Source organism: Bacteroidota bacterium, assembly GCA_018698135.1.
Classification (GTDB): Bacteria; Bacteroidota; Bacteroidia; order CAILMK01; family JAAYUY01; genus JABINZ01.
In genome coordinates, this window is the sequence record JABINZ010000194.1 from 1 (window position 1) to 13924 (window position 13924).

The 13924-nt window shown below is 35.9% G+C and carries 10 protein-coding genes; 3 read left to right on the plus strand and 7 right to left on the minus strand.

Annotation, left to right across the window (positions count from 1 at the left end; translation table 11 throughout):
• The coding region (locus tag HOG71_12625; protein MBT5991689.1) for a hypothetical protein at positions 1-1818 on the plus strand (1818 nt) is incomplete at its 5' end.
• Positions 1819-1852: 34 nt separating this feature from the next.
• Here HOG71_12625 and mazG read toward each other — a convergent pair.
• Positions 1853-2635 (minus strand): nucleoside triphosphate pyrophosphohydrolase, encoded by a 783-nt coding sequence (mazG, locus tag HOG71_12630; protein ID MBT5991690.1) that lies wholly within the window; start codon positions 2633-2635, stop codon positions 1853-1855.
• A 110-nt stretch (positions 2636-2745) separates the two neighbouring features.
• Between mazG and HOG71_12635 the strand changes: the two genes are divergently transcribed.
• On the plus strand, positions 2746-2979 hold the full coding sequence (locus HOG71_12635) for a hypothetical protein (GenBank protein ID MBT5991691.1): 234 nt from the start codon (positions 2746-2748) through the stop codon (positions 2977-2979).
• Here HOG71_12635 and HOG71_12640 read toward each other — a convergent pair.
• The 4 genes from HOG71_12640 to HOG71_12655 all read right to left on the minus strand — a co-directional run bounded on the left by HOG71_12640 (position 2969) and on the right by HOG71_12655 (position 7876).
• Entirely contained in the window at positions 2969-3976 is a 1008-nt protein-coding gene (locus tag HOG71_12640) for an FAD:protein FMN transferase (GenBank protein MBT5991692.1), read from the minus strand. The two genes, HOG71_12635 and HOG71_12640, sit on opposite strands and share 11 nt — an antisense overlap.
• Positions 3977-4050: 74 nt before the next feature.
• Positions 4051-4707, minus strand: coding sequence for an outer membrane lipoprotein carrier protein LolA (locus HOG71_12645; protein ID MBT5991693.1), 657 nt, complete (start codon positions 4705-4707; stop codon positions 4051-4053).
• 4 nt (positions 4708-4711) lie between these two features.
• Positions 4712-7102: a DNA translocase FtsK gene (locus HOG71_12650; protein MBT5991694.1), complete on the minus strand. Its 2391-nt coding sequence runs from the start codon at positions 7100-7102 to the stop codon at positions 4712-4714.
• Positions 7103-7120: 18 nt separating this feature from the next.
• Positions 7121-7876, minus strand: a complete 756-nt coding sequence (locus HOG71_12655) for a geranylgeranylglyceryl/heptaprenylglyceryl phosphate synthase (protein ID MBT5991695.1) — start codon at positions 7874-7876, stop codon at positions 7121-7123.
• 582 nt (positions 7877-8458) lie between these two features.
• On the opposite strand from HOG71_12655, the gene HOG71_12660 reads away from it, so the two are divergent.
• Positions 8459-11746 carry a vitamin B12-dependent ribonucleotide reductase gene (locus HOG71_12660; GenBank protein MBT5991696.1) on the plus strand — a complete coding sequence of 1096 codons (3288 nt, stop codon included), beginning with the start codon at positions 8459-8461 and terminating at the stop codon, positions 11744-11746.
• 49 nt (positions 11747-11795) lie between these two features.
• Here HOG71_12660 and HOG71_12665 read toward each other — a convergent pair whose 3' ends face one another.
• A complete protein-coding gene (locus HOG71_12665; GenBank protein MBT5991697.1) occupies positions 11796-13271 on the minus strand; it encodes a hypothetical protein in 1476 nt (491 codons plus the stop codon).
• Positions 13272-13323: 52 nt separating this feature from the next.
• The gene (locus HOG71_12670; GenBank protein ID MBT5991698.1) at positions 13324-13893 is read right to left on the minus strand and encodes a hypothetical protein; all 570 of its coding nucleotides are present in this window, start codon (positions 13891-13893) and stop codon (positions 13324-13326) included.
• Between the last annotated feature and the right edge of the window lie 31 nt (positions 13894-13924).

The window sequence follows — 13924 nt, forward strand, 5'->3', positions numbered from 1 at the left end:
ACAACTAAAGGGTTGTTATTTCCGAGGATTGCCTTAACAAATACTTCTTCAGCTTCACCAGTGTCAAGTCCTGCTACTTCTCTTATTGTATATAATACAGCTAGCACTGGAAATGTAACACCAGGCTGTTATTATTGGAATAGTGCTGCTTGGGTTCGGATTAGTGCTGCGGGTGCCAATAGTGATATAACCAGTTTAACGGGGCTCACAACACCGTTAACTGTTGCTCAAGGGGGTACTGGTGCGGCAACACTCACGGGGCTTTTACTAGGAAATGGAACTTCATCAATTACAGCTACAACATCCTCGTCAGGAATTTCAGGTGTTATATCTGATGAAACCGGAAGCGGTGTGTTGGTATTTGGCACTTCACCTACATTCACAACTTCCATTACAAGTCCTTTGATTATTGGAGGCTCAGGAACAACTTCCGACTTGTACTTAAAAACAACTTCAGGTGTAGGAGCAAGCGGAGCTGATATGCACTTTTTGGTTGGAAACAATGGAGCTACTGAAGCTATGACAATTCTTAATTCAGGGAATATTTATGTTGGACAAACAGCTAATAGCAATTTCCATTTTTTCACTAAAACAAGCTCTAACAGAGCAATAGGAGCTCAGGTTTCAACAACTTCTGGAGACAATTATGGTCTTTTTGGTCAAGCAGATGGATCGGGAGCTGATGACAATATTGGTGTTTATGGTTTGGGTACGGGAGCAACTACGGACAACTTTGGAGTTTATGGCAATACTACAGCTTCTGGAATATATAACTTTGGTGTAAATGGGAAAAGTACTGGAACAGTAAGTTCTGGAACAAAATACAACTATGGAGTTAATGGATATGCCTCCTCAAATAGTTATTCTAACGTTGGTGTTTATGGAGTAGCTAATAATGCTGGAAGCTATTTTAATGCAGGAGTTTCAGGACAGATGTCTGTTGCAGACGTAAACAATGTTGGTGTTTCAGGTAGTTGTTATGGATTAACTTCCTCTAGCATTAATATTGGAGTTCAAGGTTGGGCATGGGACTATAATGCCGGAACTGGAGGAACAGCTTTAGACATTGCTTTCTATGGAATCAACGGTCATATTATTCTGGATAACTTAAACAATGCTTCTTCTGAACTTAGATTTGTTGAACCTAATACAAATTCTACAGATGGATTTTACAGTTCTTCCAATAATTATACTGCGTTTAAAGCACAAGCCCAATCTGGTGATGTAACCTATACCCTACCAGCAGCAGATGGAAGTAGTGGTCAGATTTTATCAACCAGTGGTAGTGGAGCGTTGAGCTGGGTAACCGCTGGCGCAGGCAGTGGTGATATTTCATCTGTAGGATCTATGACAGTTGGTGATGCTTTTTCAAATTCCTCGGCTGATGACGATTGGTTAGGTTTAGGTGCATCTGCAGGCAGAATAGAATTTGATGATCAAACAACCGATGAGGTAAATATTTTGGATGCTAATATAGGAATTGGCACATCAACACCAACTGGTAAATTAGATGTTAATGGCACCTTTGTTCAGAAAGCAGTAACCATTGTAACTGATGATGTAACTCCCGATGTTTCAGGTGGTAATATTTTTATTACATCAGCGAACACAGGAGCTACAGTTATTACTGATATTGATAATCCAGTTGCAGGTCAAGTAATTTATATAATTGGAGGATCTGATACAAATCCTTCCACAATCGCTGATAGTGGCAACTTTAAACTAAGTGGTGCGTGGACAGCTAATGCAAATGATGTGCTTATCCTTTATATTTTTGCAGATAATAATTATATTGAACTTAGCAGAGTTGATAATTAAACTTTAAATCCAGTTTAATCTAAAAAGCCCTGTCCTAATCCCTCAGGGCTTTTTTTTTCGCCCTTTGCCAATATTCCTCCATTTCTACCAAAGGCATATTGCTTAAACTTTTACTTTCTGCTTTGATTGCTTTCTCCATTTTGTTGAAACGTCCAATGAACTTCCTGTTTGTCTTTTCTAATGCATCATCGGGATTGATGTTGTAAAAACGAGCCAAATTGACTATTGAGAAAAGAATATCTCCAAATTCAGCTTCCAGTTTGTCCTGATCTTGAATGTGCGCATCAATCTCCACTTTGAATTCATTCAGTTCTTCAAGCGTTTTATCCCATACCTGCTCTTTGTGGTCCCAGTCGAAGCCAACTCCTCTGGCTTTATCCTGAATACGAATTGCTTTAATCATGGAAGGAAGGCTATTTGGTACACCTCCCAAGGTCGTTTTATTTCCATTCTGGGTTTTTATCTTTTCCCAATTATCTTTCACATCTTGGTCGTTTTCAACGATCACATCAGCGTAAATATGCGGATGACGCTCAACCAGTTTCTCTACCAAATCATTTGCAACATCCTTAATGGTAAATTTTTTCTCCTCTTCTCCAATTTTCGCATAAAATGCAATGTGTAGAAGCAGATCTCCTAATTCTTCTCTGATTTTATCCCAACTTTGCTGCTGAATAGCTTCCGACAACTCATAGGTTTCTTCAATCGTTAAGGATCGAAGTGTTTGTATCGTTTGTTTTTTATCCCAGGGACATTGACCTCTTAATGTATCCATGGTTTCGAGCACTTTAGCTAGCGCTGCTAATTTATCTTCCATATACTCCTTTTGAAATTTCTTTCGATTCACAAAGATTGTCAAATAACAAGCTAAAGATCAAGAATAAATATCCTCAATTTAAATTATCCGTTTAATTTTGCATAAAAATTATGATGTTCATTAAGCAATTAGTTCTATTTATCATACTCATCGGTTTAGCCGTGTTCCTATTAAATATCAAAGCAGTATTTAAAAAGAAAGGCAAGCTGGAAAAATCCTGTACTGCAAAACACAGACTCATGCATGAAAAGGGACTTGATTGTGAGGGTTGTAATAAAGGACCTATGCAGTGTAGCGCAGATGACAATGAGCACAAGCTACATCATCAGCATGTTACTCACTAATCAGTTGAATCATATCCAATAACTCATACGTACAATAATCATTATCCTCTTCTCGTGAAATAAGATAAGTCATCAGACTTTCAGATTTATCTAAAACAATAATTGATTTTTCAGAACCTAACACCATAAAGGCTGTAGCGTATGCATCAGCTATCATGCATTTGTCATGCAATACAGTTGCACTTAACAAATCATTAATAATGGGATAGCCAGTTTTAGGATTGATTGTATGCGCAATTTTATTTCCTTGCTTCATGTAAAAATTCCTGTAATTACCCGAAGTGGCTATTGACTTATTCGATAAGGATACATATTTATCAAAAACCTGACTTTTGGTTTTGTTGTCAATTGGTTGCTCAATGGCTACACGCCAGACAATACTTTTTGGATTAAGTCCTTTTACTCGAACTTCGCCACCAATTTCCACCATATAATTTTCAATACCGAAAGATTCAAGTAGTTCTGCAATTACATCAACACCATAACCTTTGGCAATAGCCGAAAAATCAAGCATGATATTAGGATTGTCCTTGATTATTTTACCATCATGGAGATTTACCTTGTCAAACCCGACATAATTCATTAGGCTATCGATAACCAGTGAATCGACATGGTTTAATGTGTCGAAACCAAAACCCCATGCATTAACCAGTGGCATAACGGTTGGGTCAAAAGCACCATTTGTTTGTTGAAACACTTCCTTTGCCGCAATAAAAACTTCCTCAAAAAAAGAATCTACTTCAATGGGCTTTGATGCTTTGTTGATTCTGGAAATGGTTGATTCCGGAATGTAAGTTGACAAAGAATTATTTACCGCTATCAATGCCTCATCAATTGCTTCCTGCACTCCTTTACTCCTCTCCGATTCGAATGTAATATGATAGTAGGTACCCATGGTTGCACCTTGAATTTGGTAATATGACTTTTTACTACACGATACAAATAGGCTGGCAATCAGCAAGCTAACAATGACAATTCCTTTACTGTTAAATGACATACTTTGTATTTCTATTTAATTGAATAGCAAAAATAAGAATTGATTAATAAGAAATCGATTTGGGAATTGGGGAACTAGTTTGTTAAGTCTACGATTTCGATACCAACATATTTCTTCGTATCAAAAGCAAAGAGTTTTTCGCTGAGTTTAGGATTTTTAGTAACCGTTTTAATTACAAATGTTAAAATTAACCCACTATTCTTATAAAATGTTTGAATTTTATAAATATCTCCTGTTTGTTTTTCTACTAATAATTTTACCTTGAAGTAAGACAAACTTTTATTTTCAGGAGTCAGTTCAATCAAACTACAGTTTTTGTTATTATAGACTAACTCTTCGACAATCCGGTATAGATATCCATTTTCCCACATGGTGAAAATTTGGGAAGGATCAATTTCTAATTCATCAGGGTTGTAATTGCTAATTTGAACCTCATTAACCTCTTTCATATAAGTCCAAACTGTTTTTTTATCCGAAATTATAATCTGGTCGCCAACACTTAAATGAAACTTTCCATCATTTAAATAAACATGCCCCGATTGCTCCTCTTTATAATCTTCGCCTCTGTTTTCGAGTATATAATCAAATGTGAAATAGGCTGTTTTATATTGTTTGTATTTGGAAACTGATTTCAGAATAATTTCTTTTGCCAACTCTTGAGAATTCTGCGCACTGAGCGTAAAAGTTGATAAAATTAAAATCAGTATGCTGATGGGTTTCGAAACATTCATTGTATCAGGGGTTAGATCGGAAATCTCTCAAAAACTGTTCCAAGGCATATTCATCAACAATTAAAACAGCTCTGGCCTTGGAACCTTCAAAAGGCCCGACAATGCCTGCACTTTCTAACTGATCAATTATTCTTCCGGCTCTGTTATAGCCCAATTTCAAACGCCTCTGTAGCAAAGATGTTGACCCTTGTTGATGTTGTACAACTATTCTAGCTGCATCTTCGAAAAGCGCATCGAGGTCATTTAAGTCTGTTTCTCCTACTCCTAATTCGTTTTCAGATTTTACTTCAGGTAAAATATGTGCTGTTGCATAAGCTTGTTGCTTGGAAATGAAGTCAACCACATTCTCAACTTCAGGAGTATCAATAAAAGCACATTGAATTCGAGTTACATCACTTCCAGCAGAAAATAGCATATCTCCCCTACCCACTAATTGCTCTGCACCTTTTGAATCCAAAATTGTTCGAGAATCAACTGTTGCACTTACCTTAAAAGCAATACGTGCTGGGAAATTTGCCTTAATGGTTCCTGTAATGATATTAACTGAAGGACGCTGAGTTGCCAAAATCAAATGAATTCCTATAGCTCGAGCTAATTGAGCTAATCTGGCTATTGGCATCTCTACTTCCTTTCCCGCAGTCATCATTAAATCAGCTAGTTCATCCACTACCAATACAATATAAGGAAGAAAACGATGACCTTCTTTTGGATTTAATCTTCTGGCAATAAATTTCTTATTATACTCGACAATATTCCGCACATGCGCATCTTTAAGCAACATATAACGGGCATCCATCTCAATAGTTAAAGAGGTAAGGGTTTCAACTACCTGTGTCACATCAGTGATAATAGCATTATCATTATCAGGTAATTTAGCTAGGAAATGGTTTTCAATTTTCTGGAATATGCTTAGCTCAACCTTTTTTGGGTCAACCATCACAAACTTAATTTGTGCAGGGTGTTTTTTATAAAGTAAGGATGCAATAATTACGTTTAAACCAACTGATTTACCTTGCCCTGTTGCTCCAGCAATCAATAAATGGGGCATTTTGGTTAAATCTGCAATAAAAACTTCATTGGCAATTGTCTTTCCTAAAACAAAAGGAAGCTCCATATTCGCATTACGGAATTTAAAAGAACCTAAAACTGATTTTGCTGAAACAATTTCCGGCTTTGTATTTGGCACTTCAATACCCACTGTTCCTTTACCAGGAATGGGTGCAATAATTCGAATACCAAGCGCTGCTAAACTAAGCGCGATATCATCTTCCAGATTCTTAATTTTTGATATCCGAATACCCGCTGCAGGAATAATTTCATACAGTGTAACAGTAGATCCAACGGTAGCCTTAATTTTTTCAATCTCTATACCATAATTCCTTAAAGTCTGAATGATCAGATTTTTCCTTTCCTCTAACTCTGCGCTATTTATGGATGTTTCAGCTTCATCATAATCATTTAATAAATCCAAAGGAGGATAATTGTAATTGGATAAATCTAAAGTAGGATCATATGGAGGAAGCTCATCTGGTTTTTTGGGTTTCTCACCATTTTTAATTGTTTCCTCATCCAATTTTACTTCAACCTCAAATTCAACTTCTTCGAATTTTTGCTTAACACCTTCCTCTATTTTGACTTCTGTATCTTTCTTTTCTTCTTCGATGACAGGAATTATTAAGTCAATTTCTTCTTCAACATGCGCATCATTCTGTTTGGGGGTTTCTTCCTCAACCACATCTTCACTAGTATCTAGGACTTCTTTTTTCCTGACTGGCAACTTGAAAACGAAATTAAAACGGATGATCAGAAATAATAAAGCAACGAAAATCAAAACGACCACGGCTCCAAATGTTCCAAAAACACTTTTCAACCATAGTTGTGCATAAATCCCAAAACCACCAGCAATCAGATCGGCAGTTTGATGTAGCAATAGGCCCAGAAATGCTGAAATCCAGAAAATAACAAAAAGTACGGACGATATTGTTTTGCGAATAGGAACTAGTGCAAAATCAAAAAACAATTTAAACCCAACGATAAAGAAAATAAAAATAAAAAAGTAGGATGCCACCCCAAACCATCTGGCCATAAATAAATGCGAAAAATAAGCACCAATTAGTCCGGTTCCATTTTCGGCAAGTCCCGGCTTTAATTCTTTGAAACTTAAAACCAAGGATTGTAGGTCCTTGACCAAATCCTGATCAAATTTCCAATTGAATAAAAAAGAAGTAAAGGCATATAATAAAAATATGGAAAATGTCAGAAATGTCAATCCGACTATTTTCTTTACTCGTTCTCTGTTTTCAGGAGGAAAGGAAAATTTTACTTTTCGTTTTTTCTTAGATTCCTTTATATCCGATTTGAAGGTATTTTTGGTAGAGTGTGTATTTCGAGCCATAAAGCCTAAGTGGTTTCTTTATGATTGTTTTGTGTCAAATGATTTTGCTGTAAGGTAGAAATCTTTCAACAATTCAGGATTATTTTCTATGCAATTTCCAACAACAACAACATCTGCACCTGCAAGAAATGCTTTTTTCATATCATCTGATTTTCTGATGCCACCGCCAACAATTACAGGAAGTTCAACATGATTGCTAACAGCCTGAATCATTTCTGCTGATACAGGCTTTAATGCCCCGCTACCTCCATCCAGAAAAATAAAACGAAGCCCAAGTAATTCACCAGCTAATGCCGTGCTGACAGCAATATCAGGTTTGTTGTAAGGGAGTGGAAATGTATTGCTAATATAGGATGCAGTTGTTGGAACGCCAGAATCTACAATAATGTATCCTGTTGGTAACACTTGTAGCTGGCTTTGCTTTAGCATATAAGCAACTTCGACATGGCGTCCGATCAAATAATCCGCATTTCTGCCTGAGATTAAAGACAAAAACAATATTCCATCTGCATGATCATTAACTTGGTTGGTACTGCCGGGAAATAAAATAACAGGAATTGTCAAATGTTGCTTGATGATTTCAATAAAGCGATCAATCTGATTTTCTATCATTAAGCTTCCACCTAAAAAAATCAAATCGGGACAGTTTTGCTTGGCAATTTCTAATTGAGACACCAATAATTCTTCACTTAACTTATCAGGATCTATCAACCAGGCAAAAAGTTTTTCACCTTTTGATTTACTTTCCTTAATAAGTTTTTCGATTAGAATCATATTACTGACTATAAATATAAGCTAGATTGTTTAACAAAGATAATTTTTTTTAGCTTTCTATCCGATGATAATCTTTTCAACCATATTGAATCAAAATATTAACTTGAGCTTGGGATAGCATTTGGTAGGATTACTCAAAATAACCTTTGCAACGAACTCTCATAACTAGCTAAAATGTTAGCAAGGAGAAGCTGTAATCTCTTGTGACATTTAGGTTCACAATTTGTTAATAATTTTGCCAGTTATTGATAATCAAAACTTAATTAACATTAGGTATTTTTACACCTAATTAGTTATTAATAAGTTATCAACAGCACACATTTTTGACACTAAAATCTAAATACATCAATATTAGTCATTTAATAAAAACCCACATATAAGATCAACAACCCACACGCCTGATTGCCTACTTCTTACGATCATTATCTCACATGTTGAAAAGAATTTTTTCTTTTGAGAAATAGAGAAATTACATTTGATATTCGTCAAAAATCCCTCTGAAATTTATCGGGTTATATTTTAGAACGTTTGGCGAATAATTTACTAACCAAAACTGTATTGAACAAAAGCGCAAATTCAAATATGATACATCTCGACTCAAACTCAAAAGGATTAAAATTTAGCAGATATTATACATCCGATAAAAGCGGTCCAATTGAACAGTATAAATATGAAACTCGTTCATCCGTTATTCGTAATCCGAATGGGGAAGTACTTTTTGAGATGAAAAACATCGAAGCTCCCAGCAATTGGTCGCAAGTGGCAACGGATATACTTGCTCAAAAGTATTTACGAAAAGCTGGCGTTCCTCAAAAAGATGGTTCCACAGGAAGGGAAAATTCTGTCAAACAAGTTGTTCACCGAATGGCCAACGACTGGATGTTCTGGGGTTTGGAGCATGATTATTTTAATTCAAAAAAAGATGCTCAGGTATTTTATGATGAAATCGTATTTATGCTGTTGGGACAGTATGCAGCACCCAACTCTCCACAATGGTTTAACACAGGATTATACAGATCCTATAATATCAAAGGCCATGCACAAGGGCATTACTATGTAGACCCTGCAACTGAGAAAGTTCAAAAATCAAAATCAGCCTACGAGAGGCCACAACCACATGCATGTTTTATTCTATCTGTTGATGACAATTTAGTTAATCAGGGTGGAATTATGGACTTGTGGGTTCGTGAAGCACGAATTTTCAAATATGGTTCAGGTGTTGGAACAAATTATTCTAATATCCGATCAAATAAAGAGAAACTTTCAGGTGGTGGTCAGTCCAGTGGATTAATGTCTTTCCTCCAGGTTGGCGATCGTGCTGCAGGAGCCATTAAGTCAGGAGGAACCACACGCAGAGCTGCTAAAATGGTTATTCTTGATGTAGATCATCCAGAAGTTGAAGATTTTATTAATTGGAAAGTTGAAGAAGAGCGCAAAGTTGCAGCCCTAATTGAAGCAGGTTATTCCTCCGATTATGAGGGTGATGCTTACAGAACTGTATCCGGACAAAATTCAAATAACTCGATTCGTGTATCCAATGAGTTTTTGAGTGCTGTGGAACAAGATACAGATTGGGATTTAATTGAAAGAACTTCTGGCAAAGTTGTTAAAACAGTTAAAGCCAAAGACCTTTGGGATCAGGTTTCAAAAGCAGCATGGTCGTGTGCTGACCCTGGTGTTCAATATGATAGCACCATCAACGAATGGCATACATGTCCTGAGGGAGGTAAAATTCGCGGATCAAATCCATGTTCAGAATACATGTTTTTAGATAATACAGCTTGTAATTTGGCCTCCTTAAACCTAAGAAAGTTTTATAATGAGACCACTGGCGAATTTGATGTAACAGGTTATCAACATGCGATTCGTATTTGGACAGTTGTTCTTGAGATTTCGGTTTTAATGGCTCAATTCCCATCAAAAGAGGTTGCTGAACTTTCATATAATTACAGAACATTAGGACTGGGTTATGCGAACATCGGTTCTCTTTTAATGGTTAAAGGCATTCCTTACGATAGTGAAGAAGCTTATGGTTTAACCGGAGCATTAACCGCCATACTTACAGGCACATCTTATGCAACTAGTGCAGAAATGGCCAAATATATTGGTGCCTTTAAAGAATATGACAAAAATAAAGAGCATATGCTTCGGGTTATTCGTAACCACAGATATGCTGCTTATAATACAAACGATGCCTACGAAGGAATTGAAATTAAACCTCGGGCAATTGATCCAAAATACTGCCCTGACTACTTATTAAAAGCCGCAGGAGAAAGTTGGGATAACGCCTTACAACTTGGTGAAGAATATGGTTATCGGAATGCTCAGACTACTGTATTAGCTCCAACGGGCACAATTGGCCTAATCATGGATTGCGACACAACAGGTATTGAGCCAGATTTCGCTTTGGTTAAGTTTAAGAAACTTTCAGGAGGTGGATATTTCAAAATAATTAATCAGAGTATTCCGCCTGCTCTTGAAAAACTAGAATACAGCGAAAAAGCTATAAAGGCAATTATCAATCACACAGTTGGAACTGCAAGTTTTAAAGATTCTCCATTTATTAATTACGAGTCGTTAATGTCGAAAGGTTTTTCTTTTGATGAATTAAAAAAACTCGAAGAAAATTTAAAAGCCAGTTTTGAACTAACGAATGTTTTCACACATTTTAATTTGGATGAAGATAATTTAGAGAGATTAGGCTTTGGTAAAAAACAATATTTAAGTCCGGGCTTTAATCTACTTAAAGAGCTTGGTTTTACCAATAAGGAAATTGAACTTGCTACTTTATATATTTGCGGAACAGGCACCATTGAAGGAGCTCCAGGACTAAAAGAAAAGCATTTGGCCGTATTCGATACAGCCAACAAAAATGGAAAAACAGGAAAACGCTTTATTCATCCAATGGGTCATGTTAATGTCATGTCATCTGCACAATCATTTATTTCAGGTGCTATTTCAAAAACTGTAAACTTCCCAAATGAATCTACACAAGAAGAGATTCAGGAATGTTACAATGAATCATGGAAACTCGGATTAAAAGCTATTGCTTTATATCGAGATGGCAGCAAATTAAGTCAGCCGTTATCAGCTAAATCAGATGATAAAAAAGAAGAGGTAACTGAAAACTCATATACAATAGACGAACTTACACAGGAGCAAGTTTTAGAAGCAGCACAAAACCTGATTCATAAGTCGAAGGATACTAAATTTAAAAGAGAGTTATCACGAATTGTTGAAAGAAAACGACTTCCAAGTAAAAGAAATGGTTTCACCCAAAAAGCTAAAATAGGTGGACAAACAATATTTGTTCGCACCGGTGAATACAGTGACGGAACATTGGGCGAAGTATTTATTGATATGCACAAGGAAGGAGCTGCTTTTAGATCCATGCTAAACTCATTTGCTATAGCAATTTCTTTAGGCTTACAATATGGAGTTCCACTGGAAGAATATGTTGATAAATTTACTTTTACCCGATTTGAACCATCTGGAAACGTAGATCATGCCAACATCAAATATGCAACATCAATAATTGATTATGTGCTGAGGTTACTTGCTTTCGAATATTTAAACAGAACTGATTTAGTGCAAGTAAAACCAGAAGAAATCAAAACGCAATTTGCATTAAACACACTTTCGAACGAAACACTTGAAAGTATTGACACTTTACCCAAGCCTGAATTGATTACAGTAAGCAATAGCGATAATCCTGTTAAATCAAATGAGCAAACACTTTCGAGTCCAACAGCTCAGTTAACAAATTTAATGGGCGATGCTCCTCCTTGCGATACTTGTGGACATATTACAGTACGTAATGGTACCTGCTACAAATGTTTAAATTGTGGCAATAGTTTAGGATGCAGCTAAAATATTGAAATGAAGAGTTTGTACAAGCGACCTTAGGGTCGCTTTTTTTTTATCTGGTGACTTTGAATAAATAGAACTCTTCTCCCACTACACTAAAGGAGTCTGATTTATCTATTTGATAGGCATTAAAGAAATTTTCGTTCACTTTTTTACTCAATAGAAATGATCGATCCAGAGGCAGCAAATTCAAACAGTCAGTGTAAATATTTTTCCCACAGCTCAATCCATCAGCAATAATATGCCTTAAAGAATCCAAATCTCTTCCTCTTTCCTGAAACGAAAATGGCGATCTAATAATATTGTTTGGATAGTACTCATGTTCGTAATAAACTCGATTTTCTAACCTTTGAGAATTTTGAATAATAAACAAATCGCTGTCCTTTTCAATTACTTTGGTGATTAGGAATTCATCAGCATTTAAATGCATTTTGCTATTCGGTACTATTGAAAAAGATAAATTCCAGATCAAAAGAGAAGCAGCAATCCAATATAATGACTTGCTATTGAAATGAATAAAAGATGTTGAAACCAATAATAATAAGAGTGGTAACATGAGCATAAATTCAGCATTACCATAAGAATAAAAGGCAAATAATAGCTGCAAAAGAAAGATCAGAATAAAAAGAAATCGATGCTCTTTAATTAGCAAATTCTCTTTAACAGCTAAGCGTTTTCGACTTAGCCCAATGACTGCAAATAGTAAGGCGAAAAATGCTGGAATAGCAAAAACCCAATTATAGCTGATTAAAGAAATTATCTGACCATGAATTTGAATGAAAGACCTGGCAAAATTCACTATACCAAATTTGAGATAGCCAATTGAAAAAGATGTGCTGACACCTTGAAAGTATTCATAAAATACAAATTGAACCAAAGAGTTAACTCCACTTTCTTTTACATGTCCTATAAGAACCAAATAGTAAACAACAGGAACAATGGTAGCTGTGATTAAAAATCGAAAAATTGTCTTGAAATTTCTTTGATAAAAAAACAAGCTTAGCAGAAATGCCAACCACCAGAAAAAATGTAATTGATGAAACAGGCAAGCCAATGCGGCAAAAAATCCGGATAAGAGAATTTTGTGCTTACTCTTCTTAGCATCTGAAATAAAGAAAACCGTTGCGATCAGCGAGAAGAAAAGTGCTAGTAGATATGTTTCGTTTTCAGTTGCAAAACGAATGAAGACAAAACTAGATCCTGCTATTAAGATAAAACCTCCTATATTCCGCTCCTTCAACTTTAAGATCAATAGTATTTTATGAAAAACGACAAGGCAAAGAGCAGCAATAACTGCATTAAAGGCTTGCATAAAAGCTAATGCACCAACATGAATACCTAAAAAAAGTAGTATTTCATAAAACCCATAGTTCAGCGCATTATACAATAAGTGATGAGGTAGAAATAAATCCTGTCCATGTTTCACACAAGCAGCATAATACCATGAATCCGTTGTTGGGTTAGCGGATGGAAATAATAAATAAATAACGAATAGAAAGAAAATAATAAGGACTTCTCTGAGCTTCACAATCCTGAGATAACATTATTTAAGAAGAGGCTAATTTACAAAATCCTTTTGATCAAAAATAAATCTGTACTCTGGGCACCAATGGACTGGAATATGGAGAGTTGGGTTGAAAGTTCAGGTTATAAAGAAGCATTACTTGCAAATAGGATTTCTCATTATTAAAATATTGTCTATATCCTCCTCCTACTAAAAAGCTTCCTATCCACCTTCGGTTGAATTCCTGTGCAAGATTATCATATTGCTCGAAATTCAACGCTTCGTACTCAGCATGTGCAAAAACATTTTTCAATAAAAGATAATTGGCAAATACCGAACCTCCATAAATACTTGTCTGATAAAGACCTCCAGAACCGTAAATCCTATCCAGGTTAATCTTGTAATAACTATAACTAACGCCAAGTCCTACATACAATTTATCCGTAATTTCAATAGCTAATTTGGGGCTTATTTCAATAACAGTCCTATTACCGAACTGCACGCCCGCACCGCCTCCGAGATGTATCCTATCTTTAAAGGAAGGTTCTTCTTCATCTCGATCCGATCGGTAAAAGTCATCTTGCGCAAATGCAAAAAAACCTATGGCAATCAATACGGCAAAAATGGAAATCTTTTTTCTTAGCATAATAAGGCAGATTGAATCAGCAAATCACAAG

Bases quoted from the DNA above. Each gene is read 5' to 3' on its own strand.
- HOG71_12655 (MBT5991695.1), bottom strand. From the start codon at position 7,876: ATGATTCTAATCGAAAAACTTATTAAGGAAAGTAAATCAAAAGGTGAA.
- HOG71_12635 (MBT5991691.1), top strand. From the start codon at position 2,746: ATGATGTTCATTAAGCAATTAGTTCTATTTATCATACTCATCGGTTTA.
- HOG71_12660 (MBT5991696.1), top strand. From the start codon at position 8,459: ATGATACATCTCGACTCAAACTCAAAAGGATTAAAATTTAGCAGATAT.
- mazG (MBT5991690.1), bottom strand. From the start codon at position 2,635: ATGGAAGATAAATTAGCAGCGCTAGCTAAAGTGCTCGAAACCATGGAT.
- HOG71_12670 (MBT5991698.1), bottom strand. From the start codon at position 13,893: ATGCTAAGAAAAAAGATTTCCATTTTTGCCGTATTGATTGCCATAGGT.
- HOG71_12645 (MBT5991693.1), bottom strand. From the start codon at position 4,707: ATGAATGTTTCGAAACCCATCAGCATACTGATTTTAATTTTATCAACT.
- HOG71_12650 (MBT5991694.1), bottom strand. From the start codon at position 7,102: ATGGCTCGAAATACACACTCTACCAAAAATACCTTCAAATCGGATATA.
- HOG71_12640 (MBT5991692.1), bottom strand. From the start codon at position 3,976: ATGTCATTTAACAGTAAAGGAATTGTCATTGTTAGCTTGCTGATTGCC.